Raw genomic sequence first — 18,238 nt, forward strand, 5'->3', positions numbered from 1 at the left:
GTCTAGATCACCTCACTGACGAATTCACCGTCTTCCGCGGTCAAACGAACGCGTTGAACAGGTTCGCGATCTGCAAGCTTATTTAGCAATGCTAAAGAAACAGGCGGCAGCAATTGACCCTCGATGATGGCTTCCAGCATGCGTGCACCATTTTCAGCTCGGGTCGCACGACGTTGAATCTCGCCAATCAGAGCGTCGTCAATGTCGGTTTCGGCTTTGTATCGTTGTTCGAACACCTTCACCAAACGCTGGAGCTTGCCTTTGATAATGGCGTGCAAGGTATCGCCATTGAGTGGTAAGTAAGGAACGACTTCCATTCTCGCCAACAATGCTGGCTTAAAGAATGCCGCCAATTCTGGATATAGCTGTTCTTCTAGCAGTTCTGGTTGCTCTGCATAATCAACAATGGTCTGGTAGCCCAAGTTGGAAGTCAGGAAGAACACGACGTTTTGACAATCAATCACGCGCCCTTCACCATCAGCCAACTCGCCTTTATCAAACGCTTGATAGAACAAGTTGAGCACTTCGGGGTGGGCTTTTTCCACTTCATCAAGCAGCACTATCGAATACGGCATTTTGCGGATAGCTTCGGTGAGAATACCGCCTTCGCCATACCCAACGTAACCCGGCGGGGAACCAATTAAACGAGAGACCGTGTGCTTCTCTTGGTATTCCGACATGTTGATTGTGGTGAGAAACTGTTTGCCGCCATACAGAAGCTCTGCCAGTTGCACGACGGTTTCGGTTTTACCCACGCCACTTGGCCCCACCAGCAAGAACGCACCTTTCGGACGACCAGGGCGGCGCAAGTCTGCACGCGCAGTCAGCAAATGGCGGTGAATACATTTCAACGCCACATCTTGGCCTTTGATTTGTGCGCCTAGCAGATCGGGAAGATGGGTAATGCGGCTGAGCTCGTCTGTGTTCATTTGGTCAACAGGGACGCCCGTCCAATCGCCGATCACTTCTGCCACTTGCTGTGCGTCAACGTGTGGATGAACCAAACGTTCATTGTGCGGAATGGCCTCTAGTTCACGATAAAGTGCTTTGAGCGAGTTGCGAATGTCTTCAATTTCGTCATCGCTCAGTGCTGCTTCTGCTTCTTTTATTGAGGTTTCTTCTAGCGAGGTTTCATCCTGATCTTGCTTGATCACTGGCACGGCGAGAATTTTCTGACGCTTTTCTATGATTTCATGTACCAGCGTTTTTTGCGCTTGCCACGCTTCATTGAGGTTTTCTTGTTCTAGAAGATCGGCTGCTTCGTCCGCCTCCAATGATGCCAATAGTTCGTTGTCTACGTCATAACCCAATTGTGCTTGGCGACTCAGCATGTCAATTTGGCGCTGACGCTGAACGGTTTTGGTTTCCAGCTCAGCCAAGCGGCGCGGTGGAGAACTTAAATTGATAGCAATACGCGCACAGGCCGTATCCAAAACATCGATGGCTTTGTCAGGCAGTTGGCGACCTGATACATAGCGTTCAGAAAGCTCCGCTGCGGCAACCAAGGCATCATCACTGATCAATACTTTATGCGCTTTTTCATACACACCATGTAAACCACGCATAATATCAACGGCTTGTGCACTGGTTGGTTCATCCAGTTTCACCAGTTGAAAACGACGGCTAAGTGCAGGATCTTTCTCGAAGTATTTTTTGTATTCTTTCCATGTGGTCGCCGCAACCGTACGCAGTTCACCACGCGCTAGTGCTGGCTTTAGCAGGTTAGCGGCATCACCACCCCCTTCTTGTGCGCCTGCGCCAATCATAGTGTGTGCTTCATCAATAAACAAAATGATTGGAATTGGAGAGGTTTTAACTTCATCAATAATGGCTTTAAGGCGTTTTTCAAACTCGCCTTTCACCGAAGCGCCCGCTTGCAGCAGACCCAAATCCAAGGACATGAGATCAATGCCCAAGAGCGATTCCGGAACGTTGCCATCAACGATGCGCTGCGCTAACCCTTCAACAACAGCGCTTTTACCCACACCTGCGTCGCCCACGACGATCGGGTTGTTTTTTCTGCGGCGACAAAGAATGTCGATCATCAAATTGATTTCGGCATCACGACACAGCACAGGGTCAAGTTCACCTTGCTTAGCCATAGCAGAAAAGTTGGTACAAAAACGCGCTAATGCGGTTTCAGCCTCGGCTGGAATGGGTGCGCCACCCGATTTTGAGGATGTCTTCACTGCCGTTTCCGAAGATGATTCGGTAATACGCGCAAAGTGTTTTTTCAAGGTCTCTCTATTTACCGATTCTAGCTGGCGGATCACATTGAATGGCAGGTAACGATCTGGGCGCATCAGGGCAGCAAGAAAAATAATGCCCGAACGAATCTCAATGTGCCCCATTTCGGTTGAACCCAGCATCCATGCGTCTTGCAGCAATTCCACCAGTAATGGCGAAAATGAGGGCGTATTTTCGGGTACCATCTCACGGCTCAATGCATCGCCGGTTAGCTGACGAATATGGGTGTGATCAACTTCCGCACTTTTCAATAAAATGCGCACATCAGAAAGCGGATTTTCCAGCATAGTGAACAGCATATGTTCTGTCGTCACTTCTGGGTTTTGGCGTTCAATGCTCAGCGCTCCCGCTTGCTCCAAAGCCAGTTTGGTTTGCGGGTTAAGTTTGCCAATGAGGGTGTGAAGTTCAATTCGAATCACGGGTTCACCTATTATTGAAGAAGTTGACTAAGTTGGGCGAGGACGCCAGATGTTTTGCTATTTAGCGCAAAGGAGTAACCCACAAATACCACCGCCCATAACGCGGCAAAGCCTGCGAAAATCGTCCAAACGGGCATTTGTTTACTTAATCGGTATTTCGTTGAGATCACGTTGTCTGATGCACTAGTTAGCGATAGAGGCTCGTTGTCATCCAATTGACGAAGTTGCTGGTGCAATTTGGTGATCACTTTTTCGTACTCTTCTCTGCCTTTTTCCATCACCTTGTAACGGCCTTCAAAACCCAAGGTAAGACACAAGAAGATGAATTCTAAAAGCGGCTTATAACGCTCAGGTTCGCCTTCTAAACGGGAAAGAATCGTAAAGACTTTTTCGCCACCCCAGGTTTCGTTGTGAAAACGGGTCAGCAAAGAATGTTCAGCCCAAACACTGTCTGCCCCCCAAGGGGTGCTCATAATGGCTTCATCAACAAAGGAACAAAGCACATAGCGATAAGCGAGGATAACGGCATGGTCGTAGTTCTTTTCCGTGAGTTCTACTTCAATGGCTTTAACTTCTTCTACCGCTTGTTTGTAGATGGCATCCACGTTGTGGCATTCGGATAATTTGCGCACGCGCAGCGCCATACCCAGCAAGGGAGTCGCCGCATCAATCAAAGGGTTGATATTGTCGCCACGCAGTTTGAACCAGTAGTCCTGATCAGCGTCGATATTCGCCGCTTCATCAAAAAGCAGATGGTCGTAATGGCGTTCACGATCTGGCGTATCTATATACATTTCGGCCATGACTTAGCTCCTTATTGCCCAGAACTGCAGGTCAATATCTGGGAAGTGTCCTGCGACATGGAAAGCAAACCCGCTGGCATTGTTCAGCATGCCCCAAGCGGCGCTGGTTTTATCCAATTGGTAATAGGTATATCCGGCGTGATATGGCAACTGACGCGGTGCAACGGGCAGCGGCGAGATTGGAATGCCCGGCAGTTGAAGCGAAATAAGCTCGCGGATTTTTTCCACCGAGGCCACTTTGGTTTGTTGCACAAACAATTTGCGAAGCTCTTCCATCGGCATACGAGCACGCACCGCCAAAATGAAGTCGGCATCACGAACCAGTGAAGGATCTTGAAGTGGTGCAACCATGAGGCCGTATTTGCGCTGATGCAACTGAATAGACACGGCTCTCGGCTCGAGAACAATACTCAGTGATTGGCGTAAACGTGTCATGACCGGACGGAATGATGACACGGGCATGTCATGCTGATAGCTGCCGAATTCTGGCGCCATGCGACTTTCATCGGTAAAGGTTGCTAACTCACCACACATGGATGACAAGGCTTCGTAAAGACGTTCTGGATGCAGGCTACGTAATCGAGAAAGATGCTGAAGTTGCGGTTGCATGCGGTTAAGTGATTGCAACAACATGAAGTCAGACACGTCTGCCACACCACCTTGGCTCGGTGCGCCAATTCGCTGAGATATATTCTTGGCGCGCTCTCGCATTAAGCCCGCCATCTCACCGATAAAACGATGCAACGCAGAAACCGCACTGACATTGAGATGACAAGGAAGAAAAGTGTCGTCCAACAACACGCTGCCATCAGGACGCTTTTCAAGAATTCGCGCGATAGCAATTGACGCATACGCACTACGATCTTCTTTTTCCAACATCAAACGCAAACTGACTGGGCTGACATCAATTGGCGCCATGTCACCTTGAAAAGTGTGAATGTCTCGCACTTCTTGGCTAGTAGACACATAACGCCCAGAGCCTGCACCTTCTGGCCACGTGACTTCGGTGATCGAGTCACTGCGCAAAGGAATGGCCAAATAGACTATCTGGTTTGCCAGCGAACTGTCGGCCACTTCTAGCGCTTCAGGTTGAATGTCTTCCTGAGGAATTCGGAACACTGTGCCGTCTGGCATAATGCCCGATGCGCTGTCTAGTGCGATCCGCCCAAAGCTCAAGTATTCGGCGTTTAGCGTCATTTCCGAAATGCCGTAAAGATAGCGACTTACCGCCGAAATCCTTTCGTCCAGCACATATTCAATATTGCGTTGTTGCTGTTGAAAATGCTGCGGCTTAATAAACAGCCCTTCGTTCCATACAACACGGTTTCTCGCTGACATCTCTATTCCACTTTCTTGAGTAAGACTTCGTTCTTATCGATGTAGATAAGCAGATGGTATTTCCTACCTACTGGGAGAATCTTGACCACTTTCTTCCATTCGCTAACGTCTGGGTCGGAGAACCGCACCATAGTCGCGATGTAGCGTGTGTCTTCTTCAATCTCAAAATGATCGATGAACTTAAATTGCCCCGGAACCAACGAGTAATCTCGATGGTCGATATAGTTACTTTTGAGCGCAGCTTTGGCCTCATCAGCCAGCTGTTCAAAATCAGAAGACAAAAACATCGAATCATCTTCAAGTTCAAACACCTGCACTTCTACTGACGTTGCATCGCCACTGATATTGGGGTTTACATTACCTGTTGCCACTAAGCTGTATGTCACTGTGGTGGGCTGATCTTGGGGTAGATCTGATCCCGCACAACCAGCCAGCATTAACAGAAACAGACTCGCAATCAGACGTAACATCACGTTAGACCTCCTGCTGCTTCTCACGAAGTTTGCGGTCATAGGCTTGATCGAATACTTCCCAAAACAGCTTCTCAAACCCTTTTTGTCTGTCCGAGGTCAGTTCGTTGTAGTAGCTCTTGTACATATTCCACGCCCACGCATCTGTAGACTCTGGCGTCACTTGGCCAGGGCGACGATAGGCACTGAATCGACGCATTAGCACTTCCGGTGAAAATGCACGCAGGATCTGACCGAGCGCTTCAACGGTGGCAATCTGCACGGCTTCGTTGTGATGGCCCACATTGGCCAAACTTTCGCTGATTGCTGACGGGGCAGACAAATGCACCGCACTGCGATCGCGGTCAAACATGGTGTCTACCGTGTCTTCATAAGACAGCCCCAAACGCAATGGGTTATCTTCAATCGGTTGGAGGTTTTTGCTCATCATGCCGTAGCGGCTTTCTTGCACTTGCCCATGCAAATCCAACAATCCGCGAATAGCCGATTGAAGCGATGCGCCAAGTTCTTCTGACAAGGCTTGCATCTCAGCCATATTGTTGGTGTTGCCTGCTTGTGCACCTAATCCGCGCATTAATGGACCCACAACCAAGTGATTGGTATCCGCCGGTGACGCACCTTCACCGTATTCACCACTGGAATAACCAGTAAACGCTTGCTCGCCATAAACCTTGTCCGCGGCGTCCTGCTTTGCGTAGTCTCGCCCGACTTCTCGTTCTAGGCGTTCAAGAGTTTTGTCATCCATTAGGGAATCCTCGTTGGTTAAAGTTTTTTTCAGGCTAATTGCTGAACTCATTTCGTATTCGCTGTCTGCGTGCACCGTTTTCTCTCTGCCATGCCATTCCGTGTCTTTCGCAAGCAAGTAGTCTTCGCGCTCTTGATTCGGCGTGAGTCTCTCTTTTTGATCGCTTAGCGGATCGATGTGAGCGTCACTTGCTATCTGTATCGCATCCAATGCGGCAAGAGGGTCATCGATCACCTCATCTTCGCTCGTGTCCTTTTCGTCATGCTTCGTATTCGAACCAATGTCTTCGGCACGATGTTGATGAAGAAACACGTTTTCTAGCCCATGCTGGCTGGACATAATCTCCTCACCGGCTTCGGTGATATGAATCCGAATCTGGTAGGGCCCAATCAACACCATGTCGTTATCATTTAAGCGTGCAGACTTGCCTGCACCAACGGGTATGGTTGCCCCGTTCATGTAGCTCGCTCCGCGCACATCAAGCAAACACAACTTTCCATCGACCTCGACAATCTCCGCATGATGAGAGAATACGCGCCCTTCTCGATCACGAAGGTGCCAATCATCGGCAGGGCTTGCGCCCATCGATCCACCTGCTTGTGAAAACGTATGTGTGGCCGACAAACCCGCTTCAAGGTATTGAGTATTGGTCACGACCAGCGTTGCCTGTTTGCCGCTTTCTGGGCGTTCGATTTCACTCTCGGAATAGTGTTGTGACATGAGTCCCTCTACTGCCTGATTTGGATTCGCACGATGCGGGGCTTATCTGCCACGCCGGTAAACGATGACCAACCCAGTGATGCGGGTTTGGCTTGATTCAATTGCATGGGTGGTGCTTCGTCTGGCTTAATACCTAGCTCTAAGTCGAACGCCATCTGCTCTCGCAGCACAAACTCAACCAAGGTGATAAGCGGAGAGTATTCTTTGCCCGATGGCAAAAAATCTCGAAAACGTGTTTGGGTTAACCCATTAATACAAATAACAAATTTTCCACTTCTGTCTCGAACGTTGCTGCCGATCACCGAATCCATGCCAATAGAAGCATTGGCCTGCCCTAAACGCATTTTTTGTTCTTCCGGAATATCAACATGACGCAGTTCCCATTGGCGAATCGAAACATCATCAAGATCAAAACAGTGAGAAATAATCCCTGATACTACTTGTGGTGAACGGCTTCTTCCTGCCAAAACGCCGGCATAAGAAAGCATCTTGCACCAGTTGATCGGCGTGTCTCCGCGAAGGTTTTCATCCGCTAGACCCACCAACGCAAACAGTTGCGCTGAAAAACCATCGGAAGCGTCTTCACGGAAGCGAATGTAGTAACGGTACTTTCGCCATATCTGGTATATCAGCGTGAGTAAGCGGTGATTAAAGAAATCCAAGAATGGCTTTCTCAAGCCGGTCTCTTCACTTTCAGTCAGGATGTCTTCAAGGAAAAAACCTGGAAGCGGAGACTGCGCGCCACTCATGCCAAAAAAGGTGGTTTCAAGGCGTAAACGATCCCCCGCTACGGCATCAAGTGCGGTGACGTCACTGGCTGCGAAACCCAATCCAGGGTTAGCGCCAAAAAGCAGCTTGCTTGATGTCGATGTTTCATCTTCAGGGTCGAGATCGCTGATGTTGTGCAGCAACTCGACCAACTGATAAAAGTTATAGCCACGGACATTTTTGGGCAGCATTTCTGCGTTGTTGTCGCTCCCCATCCCGACAGGCACATTGGGAGCAACGGACGCCGCTAAATCAGCGGCTGTTGACCGTTCTGTAGTCCCCATGTGTACCTTTCCTGGTTATCTGCATTAATCACGACAAGTTCGTGAAACGAATTGATACTGGCGTAGAGTGAGAAAAATCGGCTCAACACAGTGCCAAAAATATAGAGCTCGCCCTCTGATCCAAAACACGCCTGTGACAAGGTGATTTCTGATCGCAACCCTCGAACAGGTAAGCCGCGGATCAGTTTTTCTATCGGTGACGATTTGATGTCCACAATGCCATCAAGGCGATGACGGGAAACACGCTCTGCTTGTCTGTCAACAAGTGCACGAAAATCATAAGCACGTAGCACGGACGTCAGCGCATCTTTGGACAGCAACGACAAATAGTTCAAAGAGAGATTTGAAATGAGTGTCCATAGCAGGGTCCCGTCCAACATAGGACGCATTGGTGCGGTTGGCTCAGTCAAATTACTAAAACTCGCGTAAGCTGGCGACGAGTCGGTTGGCACACAAATGTCGCCTTTCCCGAGCTCCAAAGGCAATTGTCGATTGGTACAAGTCAACGACAACGAAATGGCCTCGCTAAAATCCGTGCATTCCGTTTCGTCGCTGCGAACAAACGAAATGTGGTGATCAAAACCATCATTGTGAACGCTGTCTTTCACCCGCACTCGGTAGTAAAGCGCCTTACGATTCCGGGCACGTTCAATTTCATGCTGGAAGCTCTCAAATGGCGTATAAGTTCTAACCTGACCGCGAATACGCCCTACATTGTTTTCTTGCCACCCTTGTACCGTATCAACACTGAAGATTTCATAGTGCGCAGCGTATCGGCTAGAGGGAGTAATCTTGTACTCCGCACTTTTACCATTGAGATCAATGGGGTCGGCATCATGAGCGAACAGGTTGATCACGGGGGTGCAGTTAAGCTCAAACGTTTCATCTTTTACCCTGACATCAGGCGGTAACGTCTTTGAAAAGCTGAAGCGTAAGGTGAATTTCCCGGTCACATCGGCGGGTACATAGCGACCAAGATCGGTCACATCGAAGAACAAGAACGCTTCAGGGAATGACAGGTACTCTTGTAAGATCCGATACCCTTCATACACATTTTTTGGGTACGGGAGAATCGCATCTTCGCCATCAAACCCGACCGCTCTAAACGCACTTTTTGGCAAAGTGACCACTTTGTCACCGGCAACCACTTCGACTTTTTCGAGATAGTGACTGAGCCAGAGATAAAGCATTTCAGCGCTATAGGTTTCGCCGCTCAAGAAGAAGCGAAGCGACTTTAGCCCAATTTGCCCTGCCTTCTGATCGCCCAGAATTCCCATTTCTACATCGATCAAAGACGCTTCACGAGTGTGAACGGTGCTGACTTTGTTTCGACGAAGAGGATAGATACTGACGTCACGACAGGTGCGAAAATGACACACGGTGCCGAAAACTGGATTGGCATCCAACTGTGTACCTTTTTCGATCGTTTGACCGTACGTCAGGGCTTTTTCGTCTGGAGAGAATTGAACAATGCTAATGCTTGGCACCGGACGCAAGTAGTTGGGCCACAACATATTGATAATAGAGTGAGTAAGCTCTGGAAATTCGTCTTCGACTTTTTGGCGTAATCTCCCAGTCAGGAATGCAAAACCCTCGAGCAAACGCTCGACATCAGGGTCGGTATGACGACTATTTAAAAAACGGGCGAGCTGCGGATACACTTCGGTAAACTCGAGTCCCTGCTCCCTTAGGAAAGCAAGCTCATCCCTAAAATATCGATTCCTTGACACCTACACTACCCTGTATTTTCGATTGCTATCCAACAGCAGATCAATTTGCACATTGCGGTGCAAAGCACCCAAATTGACCGACGCAATAATCTGAAACCGCAAGTTAAGCGGTGATCCGTTATCAGGCAGCACATGGATGTCCATGTTCTGGATACGGGGTTCATACGTTTCAATACAACGGTGAATCGCGCGTCGTATTTGCAACGCAAGATCATGAGAACTTAACGATGCATCATTAAAATCAATCAGGCCTAAATCGGGCGCACTGAGGGACTCCCCAATGCGCGCGTTTAGCAGATTCGAAACATTGTGTTTTAACGACTCGAGCACATCGGCCGGTTCAGGGCCTTGTGTAACAGAGCGTTGCGGCGCATCAGCTTCTAACCGTTGGAAAAAGCTGACGCCGTACGCGATGTCATCTGCATCTGGGATGGCCATCGATTACGCCTGATCCAAACGACCTACTAGTGACAACTCGAAGTTTGCACCCATGTATTTGAAGTGCGGACGCACAGACAAAGACACTTGGTACCAACCTGGATTACCCTCTACATCCATCACTTCTACTTTCGCTGCGCGAAGCGGACGACGGCTGCGAACTTCTGCCGGTGGGTTTTCCTGATCTGCCACGTACTGACGAACCCAAGTGTTAAGCTCACGCTCAAGATCTTGACGCTCTTTCCACGAACCAATCTGCTCACGTTGAAGCACTTTGATGTAGTGCGCCAAACGGTTGATGATCATCATGTAAGGCAACTGCGTACCCAACTTGTAGTTGGTTTCTGCTTCTTTACCTTCTTTGGTGTTCGGGAACACTTTCGGTTTTTGAATCGAGTTAGCAGAGAAGAATGCTGCGTTGTCACTGCCTTTACGCATAGTGAGTGAAATGAACCCTTCTTCGGCCAATTCATACTCTTTGCGGTCAGTCACTAGCACTTCTGTTGGGATCTTCGCTTGCAGTGCGCCCAAAGATTCAAACAGGTGTACTGGCAAATCTTCCACTGCACCGCCACTTTGAGGACCAATAATGTTCGGACACCAACGGTATTTTGCAAAGCTCTCAGTCAAACGAGATGCCAATGCAAACGCGGTGTTACCCCAAAGGTAGCTTTCATGTGATTCGCTAACGTTTTCACGATAGTTGAATGACGTGATTGGGTTTTCGACTGGATCGTAAGGAACACGAAGCAGGAAGCGAGGTGCGGTTAAACCGATGTAACGTGCATCTTCTGATTCACGCAGCGCACGCCACTTGGTGTAACGAGGGCTTTCAAAGGTAGCCGCTACGTCTTTCAGGTTAGGCAACTCTTCGAATGAATCAATGCCAAAGAATTCAGGTGCTACAGAAGACAAGAATGGTGCATGGGCCATGGCACCCACCGATCCAACGTATTGCAGCAATTTCATATCTGGCGTAGATGGTGTAAACGCGTAGTTACCAACAAGCGCAGCGACTGGCTCGCCACCAAATTGGCCATATCCCGCAGAATATACGTGCTTGTACAACCCAGATTGGGCTGTTTCCGGTGCAAACTCGAAATCGTCTAGCAGTTCTTGCTTAGTGGCATGCAACACTTCGATTTTGATGTTTTCACGGAAATCAGTGCGATCAACCAGCAGCTTCAAACCACGCCAAGCAGACTCCATTTCTTGCACAGGCTGGCTGTGAAGAACAACGTCCATTTGTGCACTGATTTTCTTGTCTAGTTCAACCAGCATTTGGTCAACAAGCGCTTTGTTTACAGGTTCTTGCTCTTTATCAGAACCGATCAGATTCTCAACAAACGCAGCAACACCTTTTTTAGCAATATCATAGCCTTCTTCGCTAGGTGCTATTCGGGTTTGCGCCATGATTTCGTCGAGTAGGCTGCCACTTTCTTTGACAGAACTATCAAGCGTTTTCTCTTGTACGGACATTAACAAAATCCTTTTCTCTTCTGCGTTAGTTAAGCATCGGACGCTGGTTTATCTTCAGCGCTTACCAGATCCAATTCAGCGAGTAGCTTTTCACGCGAATCTTCAGAGGCTAAAAGCTCCTGTAGGCGGCCACGAAAAGCAGGTATGTTTCCAAGAGGGCCTTTCAAAGCGACCAACGCTTCACGAAGCTCAACAAGTTTCTTAAGCTCGGGCACTTGATTGGCAATGGCATCTGGCGAGAAATCAGACAAAGATTTAAATGACAATTCAACAGGAAGTTCTTGTCCTTCTTCCTCTGTCATGACATTTGGTACAGACGTGGATATAGAAAGATCGCTCTCTCTCATCACAGCAGTAAAATTATTTTTATCAACAGAAACCGCTTCTCGCTCTTCAATTGAAGTGTCTTCCGGGTGACCTTTAAAGTCTCCTAAAACGACCATTTTCAACGGAAGTTCGATCTCCGATTGCGCGTCACCCGTTGCTGGAACGTATTTAATATTAATACGTTCTTTAGGTGCTACACTTCCCTCTTTCGCCATCTTATTGCTCTCCTTTACATTGTAGAGATGTCGTACAACTCATCGGTTGCAGCATTTGAAATCAATAATTCCCGCCAATAGGAATTCGCTGATTTAATTAATCAACAAATAGAATCATCCGTATCAAAGATGAGAAACCACAAACGAGAAACATATTTATATTTGCGACAAACAACTCAACAAAAAACACGCTACGAGTTGAATATAAAGCAATCTAAATGAACATTTAAAGCAGAGAACGACAGGAGGGATTGGAGAAAAAGACGATGTAAATCAATGACAACCTTGAACAACACGTTCAATTCAAGACAATAACATCAAGGACGTCGAATCAAATTACAATCATCAGTATTTACTTGTACCACCGTAGAACTTTGCCAACCAAACGTAAAAAACTTTCTTAAAATACCTTATCTAGTCTGTAACAAAGCGTTACAAATCACGCAGGGATTTAGTGTTAACTATTTCTTATTTTTTTATAAACCGCTCATTAAGAGCAATTCTAAAGTATTTATTCTTTCTTGACCGACATCATGAGACATCAACACGGCACACCACAAGAAATTTAGAAAAATTTCTCACAGAAAAATATTCAAACAAGATCTGTGTCTAGATTTTTTACAGGAGCAACAACTGTCTCAATTTTGATTGAATAGGTTTTTGAAACTGACAATTAACACATTAATTAACTGACAAAGTTGAATTTAAAATAAATTAGACTTGCCTAATTAATAATGCTTTTATCATCAATTACTAAAGATGGGTTAGATTTAACTAGATTAGTATGAGGAAAGTAAAATATTAGATAAAAATAATATACAACACAGTAATCACTCTTACATTAAGAGCAAATTGGCATATAAGTCATTTGCGAAAAATGGCATAGACAAAAAAATCTTAACCAATATTTACAGTGCCACCACCAATCACCACACCACCACAACCCACCGCATCCCCTGTTCGAGCAACAGGCTTTCCGTTTGCAAATACCGTTGGAGAGCCAGCAGAAATGCTTCTTCCATGAGGCGGGTTCTTGGGCTTATCGTGAGGCGCTAGTGCATCGCCCTGTCGAGCGAGAGGGATGCCATCGACCTTCACATCTGGCGATGCGGAGATAACAGGTGATGGGTGGAACCCGTCATGATCGGTGCCGATATTGCCTAAAACAACTGCATTTCCCATGGCGATTGATCCTTATGGTGAAAGTGTGGTTATGAACCAGCACTGATAGTTAATACAATATGTGATGCAAAAAATGAACCATCCTATAATTGATTAATTTTCATAGCTTTACATTTCTCAAATCACTTAATTCGAGCAAGAAATTGCTCACCACTAGGCCATTTCTTGCCAAGAGAGCAATTTCTTGCTCGCTCTAACGTTTAAAAATTGAACGCCACACCAACGCCATAGGCACTTTCGTTGAAGTCGTAGTTTGAGATTGTTAACCCGTATCCGGTTTCCGCTTTTATGTATCCGCGCAATCCCTGATAAATTGGGACATTCCAACTTAACTTGTAGTAACCGCGATCTAGGTCATCAGCAAATAGGTTCCCAAAGAGTAACTTGACCTCTTGATTGCCAGTAGGTCGCCAACCTAGCTCTGCTTGGCCGTATCCGAGATAGTCCGTGATATTCGGGTTGTAGCTCACACTGCCAAACCTAAACCAAGGTTTAAATCGGATATAGCCCCAATCAAAGTTTCGCTTTATATCCACATAAGCTCGATTCCAACTCACTTCATTGTCTCCCCCAGCTCCATTCGATTCATGTTCAGCCCCCAACGAGAACTGCCACGGATCGAAGTTCATGCGATAGAAGAGTTCTGGGTTGTAGCTACTGTCTCGAAAATAGGCGGAGCTATCATAGGCTTCCCAGTTTGAACGCTGGGTATACGCCATATACAGTCCATCATCTTCAAATTGCAAAATCCGATATTTCACACTGAACTGAAATTGAACGAAGGTATCTTGGGCATCGCTGCCATTAGGGTTAAGCGGGGCAAACCGTGCTTGATTGACCTTGGATTCTTTGTAGTAAGGCAGTAAGTAGTTGTCTCTGTGCGCAGATAATACGTTTTCTGACGCTTGCACTGTTGGAGATATCAAGATCATGGGCGCGATGAGCGCCGACATAACAAGCGGGCAAATCAGTGTGTTCATCAAACCTCCCTGAAAATCGACATTCAATGTTTTCTCCGCAAACAATAACGAAAAAACAGAGCAATGAAATCAACGAGAGTATAGATGGCCATTATCCGTTAAATGTCGAGATTAACCTGCTGAATCAACAATGAGTCAGCCGGAGATGTCGCGAAGTGACAAAGAGGCACTGGGGGCTGAAGATCTGTTGTCGTCATGTCTGCAATTCTTGCTTAGACCTGTTGCAACGCCGCATTATTGAAGGATTTTATTGTGACACCCCCATCGTAACAATTATCATAAATGAGACTTGGTCACTCAAGACGCTAAATGTTGTTACTAAAATGGAATTTACTTATGTTGTTTTCGGCTCGCCGATATTTTACTTTTTTATTCACGCTGTTGTTTAGCAGCTCAGTATTCGCAGATTCAATTGCTAGTTACCCAAAAGGCTGGGAAGACTGGCCCGTTGTTAAAGAATCCATGAATCTCCCAGCGGATACCGTTCTCCCCCCTGACGCCTCTTTGTTTATGCAAGAATCCGTAAGAGCATATTCATGGATCAATGATGGTCAAGGCTCGCCTCTCACTATCCGCGTGAATCCCAAGAAACTTGAAGAATACAAAACCCATGGCCCTTATAGCGATGGGCCGACAGTGATTGCCGTGTCTGAAGCACAGGGAATTATCTGGGTAACAGAGCACTTTGGCGGATTAGCCCTTTATGGTAGCTACAACCGAAAAGGTGAAGACATCAGCAGCATGCACTCCTCCTTAGAGCCTGCCTTTTGTCAAAGTTGTCATGATACTTACAAAGACATATGTATAAACGGCACCTGCACGGAGCCTGTCTCTTCTCTTTATGAGTAATTTCAGTTAACCGTTCCCCTTTGATTTGGATTTTAGAGTGCTAAAAAGATTTACGATAAATCAGCTTCTCTTTGTTTCTCATCTGATGTTGGTGCTAGTGCTTATCGCTGGGATGAGCGCCTCGCGCTATCAAAGTGAATGGGAAAGCCGAGTTAACTATGCCAACGAACGGGCCGAGCGCACGCTGACGCCTCTGGTCCGTGACTTTTCCGCCGCAGTCGCAGGCCGAAATTATGCCAACCTAATGATGCCCTCTCAAAATGAAGCACTCTTCAATATTGGAGAGTTGTTGTTTCTCGACATCCAGGGGAAATCAGATTACAGCGAAAACTCCGTCAGTGTGCGCTATTCACGAGAGCACATGACAGTGTGGCGAACGGATGTCACGCAAGATGAGATCAACGACGTCTCAGCACGAAAAAACACGCTGATGGCTGCGCTTGATAATCCCGAAAATCAAGACAAGGTGAGAAATAGAAAACTGAATTTCGTACTCAACAAAACAGTTGATGACCTGGACGCTCTGCAAAAAAGTACGCGTCTATCATCATCGTTTACGCCACGCTGGCCTCCTTCTAGCCATTCAGAAAAAGCGTTTCAGCTTCACCAAGAGGATGAGGTTCTGATCGTACAATTGCCACTGATCAACAAAAATGGCGGTCATGTTTGGGCGGTGTTTGATGCTGCTAATCTGTTCACTCTTAAGCAGCAGATATTTATCACCTTAGCCATTGAAGCCTTTGTGGCATTGTGTGTTTCTCTATTGCTGATTATCGGCGTCACACATTGGTTGGTTGCACCACTAAGTAGGCTAGCTAAACGAATAGACCATGACATCGAACACCTCGATATCTCGGATCTCGAGGAGCTTCGCCGCAATGATGAGATTGGTGTGCTGGCTCGTGGTCTTCACACGCTAACCCTCAAAGCCCAAACACAAATGAAGATATTGCGGCATCAATCGGATACTGATGCGCTCACTGGGCTAGCAGGACGCCACAGCTATACAGAACATGCAGACGCTTTTTTCCAAGCAACGCGTGCCGAAAATAAGCTTTTTGGCATTGTTGTTTGTGATATTGACCATTTCAAAGCATTTAATGACACCTTCGGACATGGACGCGGTGATGTCGTGATTAAGTCCACCGCAAACGCCATTTTAAGCGCATTACGCCAAGACGACTTGTGTTTCAGAATTGGCGGCGAAGAGTTTGTCGCTCTGCTTCAAATTGAAAATGCTAGCGCGCTTGAAACGGTTGCAGAACGAATGCGCAGTAGCGTTGAAGATCTCGCTATTCCTCATGCTTCCGAGCGCACCGTAGTCACTATTTCAGTAGGTGCATTATTAGTCAGCCCTTCAGCCTCTAACTTGTCGTTCTCTGATGTATTCGATAAGGCAGATTCTCTGCTCTATCGTGCCAAACGCAGTGGCCGAAATCAGGTCGCCACCAGCACAGTACATGACCAAAAGATCCCGCAAAGAAATGCCTGGAACATCAAAGAAAATGACAAGCAAGAAGCAGCAGTAAACAAGTCAATCTAAAGTGTATATCGCAACTGCTCTTTCCCCAGCGACAAACAGCCACTGAAGAGTTCAGTGGCTGTTTCGATCTAGGCCTAGATATATCTAACTACCTAGCCGCCCAGACAAAACCTTTGCGCATCAATTTGTCTACCATCGGGTGTTGCAATTCTTCCACGGTATGGCCTATCGAGCAGTAAAATACCTTTCCTTGATCCCAGCGGCGACGCCATGCGATGGGCATGACAGTACCCTCAATCCAATGCAGGTAGTCCCCAGAGAAAGTCGTGGTGGCGAGAACATCATTGCTTGGGTCAACCAGCATGTAATACTGCTCGCCATGAATATCGAAATCTTCTAACCCCGTCATGAAGGGGTCGTCATTTTTAGTGAACGTGACGCGATAATCGACGAAATCATCAGACGGAACAGGGTTGTCCGGCCAGCCTGGCGGATGGGCAACAAATTGGCCACCAATCATAAAATGGTAGGTCGGATGATCGCGAAAGGCGTCACCCATATGTCCGTGCCAACCCGCGATGCCACAACCTGCTGCAATTGTATTCAGCAATGCTTGCTCTTGCTCGCGCGTAATATTGCCAAATTCATCCTGATGGCTACTTCGGGCGCTAGACCATATAGGCACAATGAGGTCTAGTGAGGCAGTCACTTTCGGGTCTAACAAGGATTCGAACGTGTCATATGACGTGACGTCAAACCCCTCCTCTTCTAGCAGTTGTGTTGCCCAGTCACAAAATACCGTTGGTGTATGTCCTTCCCAACCACCCACAAACAACGCCGCTTTCTTTGCCATCGCCTTTTCCTTATTGCACACCGTTATTGATTCTTTTGGCTCGCCAAGAACGGGGCGATAGCCGCCATGTCGCTTTCACCCCAACCTTGCTTTTCTGCCGCTTCCAATTGCTGCAAATTTGTCTTGATTTGTGCCAGCGACCAGTCTTGTTGCTTTGCCATGTCTGCCACAAGCGCCATGTCCTTTTTTGCTAAGTGAAGCGAGAAGGTGACAGCGTCACTTTCGCCAAGGTAAAGTGGTGTCCGAAATCGAATCATGGGCGAGCCCGCCGCACTTTCTCCCAACAAGGTCATCAGCATTTTCTGATCAACATGACAAGAAGCGGCCAAGGCTAAAATTTCTCCTACAATCTGATTCTGGCTGTGAATCACACTGTTAATGAGAAGCTTGGCCGCATGCCCCCTGCCCGCGCTGCCTAGCAAAAACTGCGCTTTACCCATGATCGAAAAACAGCGTTGAACACGCTCTGGCACGGCATTATCTGAACCCAACATAAACACCAACTCACCCGCTTCGGCCGCGTTTACACTGCCGGAAACTGGAGCATCGATATAGTTAACGCCTTTTGTTTTGGCAAAGTCTGAAAGTTCTTCTGACAACGCGGGACTGATGGTGCTCATTTCCACCCAATGGGTAGCATGTTGAATCGTTATCGCCCCCAAACCGCTTTGTTCCTCCAAATATACCGATTTCACCGCGTCATCATTGGCAAGCATGGTAAACACCACATCACAGGTCGACGCGACTTGAGCAGGTGTTTTCGCGGCGCTCACATTCGGAAATGCATCAGTGAGTGAACGGGACTTGTCTTCGCTTCGGTTCCAAACCGACAGGCGAACGCCTTCGCGAGCCAGATTGGCGGCCATCAGCCACCCCATCCGGCCTAATCCAATAAAGCCAATGTGCAT

At 47.4% G+C, this 18,238-nt stretch carries 16 protein-coding genes; 2 read left to right on the forward strand and 14 right to left on the reverse strand.

Annotation, left to right across the window (positions count from 1 at the left end; genetic code table 11):
- Positions 1–2: 2 nt before the first annotated feature.
- The 12 genes from tssH to AB8599_RS16600 all read right to left on the reverse strand — a co-directional run bounded on the left by tssH (position 3) and on the right by AB8599_RS16600 (position 14,145).
- Positions 3–2,666 carry a type VI secretion system ATPase TssH gene (gene tssH, locus AB8599_RS16545; RefSeq protein ID WP_407334005.1) on the reverse strand — a complete coding sequence of 888 codons (2,664 nt, stop codon included), beginning with the start codon at positions 2,664–2,666 and terminating at the stop codon, positions 3–5.
- 11 nt (positions 2,667–2,677) lie between these two features.
- Positions 2,678–3,454: a type IVB secretion system protein IcmH/DotU gene (gene icmH / locus AB8599_RS16550; protein WP_407334414.1), complete on the reverse strand. Its 777-nt coding sequence runs from the start codon at positions 3,452–3,454 to the stop codon at positions 2,678–2,680.
- Positions 3,455–3,472: 18 nt separating this feature from the next.
- Positions 3,473–4,807: a type VI secretion system baseplate subunit TssK gene (gene tssK / locus AB8599_RS16555; RefSeq protein ID WP_407334006.1), complete on the reverse strand. Its 1,335-nt coding sequence runs from the start codon at positions 4,805–4,807 to the stop codon at positions 3,473–3,475.
- A gap of 2 nt (positions 4,808–4,809) precedes the next feature.
- Positions 4,810–5,277 carry a type VI secretion system lipoprotein TssJ gene (gene tssJ, locus AB8599_RS16560; RefSeq protein ID WP_407334415.1) on the reverse strand — a complete coding sequence of 156 codons (468 nt, stop codon included), beginning with the start codon at positions 5,275–5,277 and terminating at the stop codon, positions 4,810–4,812.
- Positions 5,278–5,281: 4 nt separating this feature from the next.
- Positions 5,282–6,742 (reverse strand): type VI secretion system-associated FHA domain protein TagH, encoded by a 1,461-nt coding sequence (gene tagH, locus AB8599_RS16565; protein ID WP_407334007.1) that lies wholly within the window; start codon positions 6,740–6,742, stop codon positions 5,282–5,284.
- An 8-nt stretch (positions 6,743–6,750) separates the two neighbouring features.
- On the reverse strand, positions 6,751–7,794 hold the full coding sequence (tssG, locus tag AB8599_RS16570) for a type VI secretion system baseplate subunit TssG (protein ID WP_407334008.1): 1,044 nt from the start codon (positions 7,792–7,794) through the stop codon (positions 6,751–6,753).
- Positions 7,758–9,524, reverse strand: a complete 1,767-nt coding sequence (tssF, locus tag AB8599_RS16575; RefSeq protein WP_407334009.1) for a type VI secretion system baseplate subunit TssF — start codon at positions 9,522–9,524, stop codon at positions 7,758–7,760. Before tssF ends, tssG begins: the two co-directional genes overlap by 37 nt.
- A complete protein-coding gene (gene tssE / locus AB8599_RS16580) occupies positions 9,525–9,962 on the reverse strand; it encodes a type VI secretion system baseplate subunit TssE (protein WP_407334010.1) in 438 nt (145 codons plus the stop codon).
- Positions 9,963–9,965: 3 nt separating this feature from the next.
- A complete protein-coding gene (tssC, locus tag AB8599_RS16585; RefSeq protein ID WP_407334011.1) occupies positions 9,966–11,441 on the reverse strand; it encodes a type VI secretion system contractile sheath large subunit in 1,476 nt (491 codons plus the stop codon).
- A 29-nt stretch (positions 11,442–11,470) separates the two neighbouring features.
- A complete protein-coding gene (gene tssB / locus AB8599_RS16590; RefSeq protein ID WP_407334012.1) occupies positions 11,471–11,983 on the reverse strand; it encodes a type VI secretion system contractile sheath small subunit in 513 nt (170 codons plus the stop codon).
- Between the two features lie 897 nt (positions 11,984–12,880).
- On the reverse strand, positions 12,881–13,165 hold the full coding sequence (locus AB8599_RS16595; RefSeq protein WP_407334013.1) for a type VI secretion system PAAR protein: 285 nt from the start codon (positions 13,163–13,165) through the stop codon (positions 12,881–12,883).
- A 200-nt stretch (positions 13,166–13,365) separates the two neighbouring features.
- On the reverse strand, positions 13,366–14,145 hold the full coding sequence (locus tag AB8599_RS16600; RefSeq protein WP_407334014.1) for a phospholipase A: 780 nt from the start codon (positions 14,143–14,145) through the stop codon (positions 13,366–13,368).
- Between the two features lie 336 nt (positions 14,146–14,481).
- Here AB8599_RS16600 and AB8599_RS16605 point away from each other — a divergent pair, with 336 nt between their 5' ends.
- Together AB8599_RS16605 and AB8599_RS16610 are read left to right on the forward strand one after the other, a co-directional pair.
- A complete protein-coding gene (locus AB8599_RS16605) occupies positions 14,482–14,994 on the forward strand; it encodes a hypothetical protein (protein WP_407334015.1) in 513 nt (170 codons plus the stop codon).
- Positions 14,995–15,031: 37 nt separating this feature from the next.
- Entirely contained in the window at positions 15,032–16,537 is a 1,506-nt protein-coding gene (locus AB8599_RS16610; RefSeq protein WP_407334016.1) for a GGDEF domain-containing protein, read from the forward strand.
- Between the two features lie 88 nt (positions 16,538–16,625).
- On the opposite strand, the gene AB8599_RS16615 is transcribed toward AB8599_RS16610, so the two are convergent.
- Both AB8599_RS16615 and AB8599_RS16620 read right to left on the reverse strand, forming a co-directional pair.
- Positions 16,626–17,330 carry a ThuA domain-containing protein gene (locus AB8599_RS16615; RefSeq protein ID WP_407334017.1) on the reverse strand — a complete coding sequence of 235 codons (705 nt, stop codon included), beginning with the start codon at positions 17,328–17,330 and terminating at the stop codon, positions 16,626–16,628.
- A gap of 23 nt (positions 17,331–17,353) precedes the next feature.
- Positions 17,354–18,238: an NAD(P)-dependent oxidoreductase gene (locus tag AB8599_RS16620; RefSeq protein ID WP_407334018.1), complete on the reverse strand. Its 885-nt coding sequence runs from the start codon at positions 18,236–18,238 to the stop codon at positions 17,354–17,356.

The sequence above is a fragment of the Enterovibrio litoreus genome, assembly GCF_045679545.1.
Lineage (GTDB): Bacteria > Pseudomonadota > Gammaproteobacteria > Enterobacterales > Vibrionaceae > Enterovibrio.

Excerpts from the sequence above, each read along its gene's own strand:
- tssJ (WP_407334415.1), bottom strand. The coding sequence starts at position 5,277 with ATGTTACGTCTGATTGCGAGTCTGTTTCTGTTAATGCTGGCTGGTTGT.
- tssG (WP_407334008.1), bottom strand. The coding sequence starts at position 7,794 with ATGGGGACTACAGAACGGTCAACAGCCGCTGATTTAGCGGCGTCCGTT.
- tssK (WP_407334006.1), bottom strand. The coding sequence starts at position 4,807 with ATGTCAGCGAGAAACCGTGTTGTATGGAACGAAGGGCTGTTTATTAAG.
- AB8599_RS16600 (WP_407334014.1), bottom strand. The coding sequence starts at position 14,145 with ATGAACACACTGATTTGCCCGCTTGTTATGTCGGCGCTCATCGCGCCC.
- AB8599_RS16620 (WP_407334018.1), bottom strand. The coding sequence starts at position 18,238 with ATGCACATTGGCTTTATTGGATTAGGCCGGATGGGGTGGCTGATGGCC.
- AB8599_RS16595 (WP_407334013.1), bottom strand. The coding sequence starts at position 13,165 with ATGGGAAATGCAGTTGTTTTAGGCAATATCGGCACCGATCATGACGGG.
- tssB (WP_407334012.1), bottom strand. The coding sequence starts at position 11,983 with ATGGCGAAAGAGGGAAGTGTAGCACCTAAAGAACGTATTAATATTAAA.
- AB8599_RS16615 (WP_407334017.1), bottom strand. The coding sequence starts at position 17,330 with ATGGCAAAGAAAGCGGCGTTGTTTGTGGGTGGTTGGGAAGGACATACA.
- tagH (WP_407334007.1), bottom strand. The coding sequence starts at position 6,742 with ATGTCACAACACTATTCCGAGAGTGAAATCGAACGCCCAGAAAGCGGC.
- tssC (WP_407334011.1), bottom strand. The coding sequence starts at position 11,441 with ATGTCCGTACAAGAGAAAACGCTTGATAGTTCTGTCAAAGAAAGTGGC.
- tssE (WP_407334010.1), bottom strand. The coding sequence starts at position 9,962 with ATGGCCATCCCAGATGCAGATGACATCGCGTACGGCGTCAGCTTTTTC.
- AB8599_RS16605 (WP_407334015.1), top strand. The coding sequence starts at position 14,482 with ATGTTGTTTTCGGCTCGCCGATATTTTACTTTTTTATTCACGCTGTTG.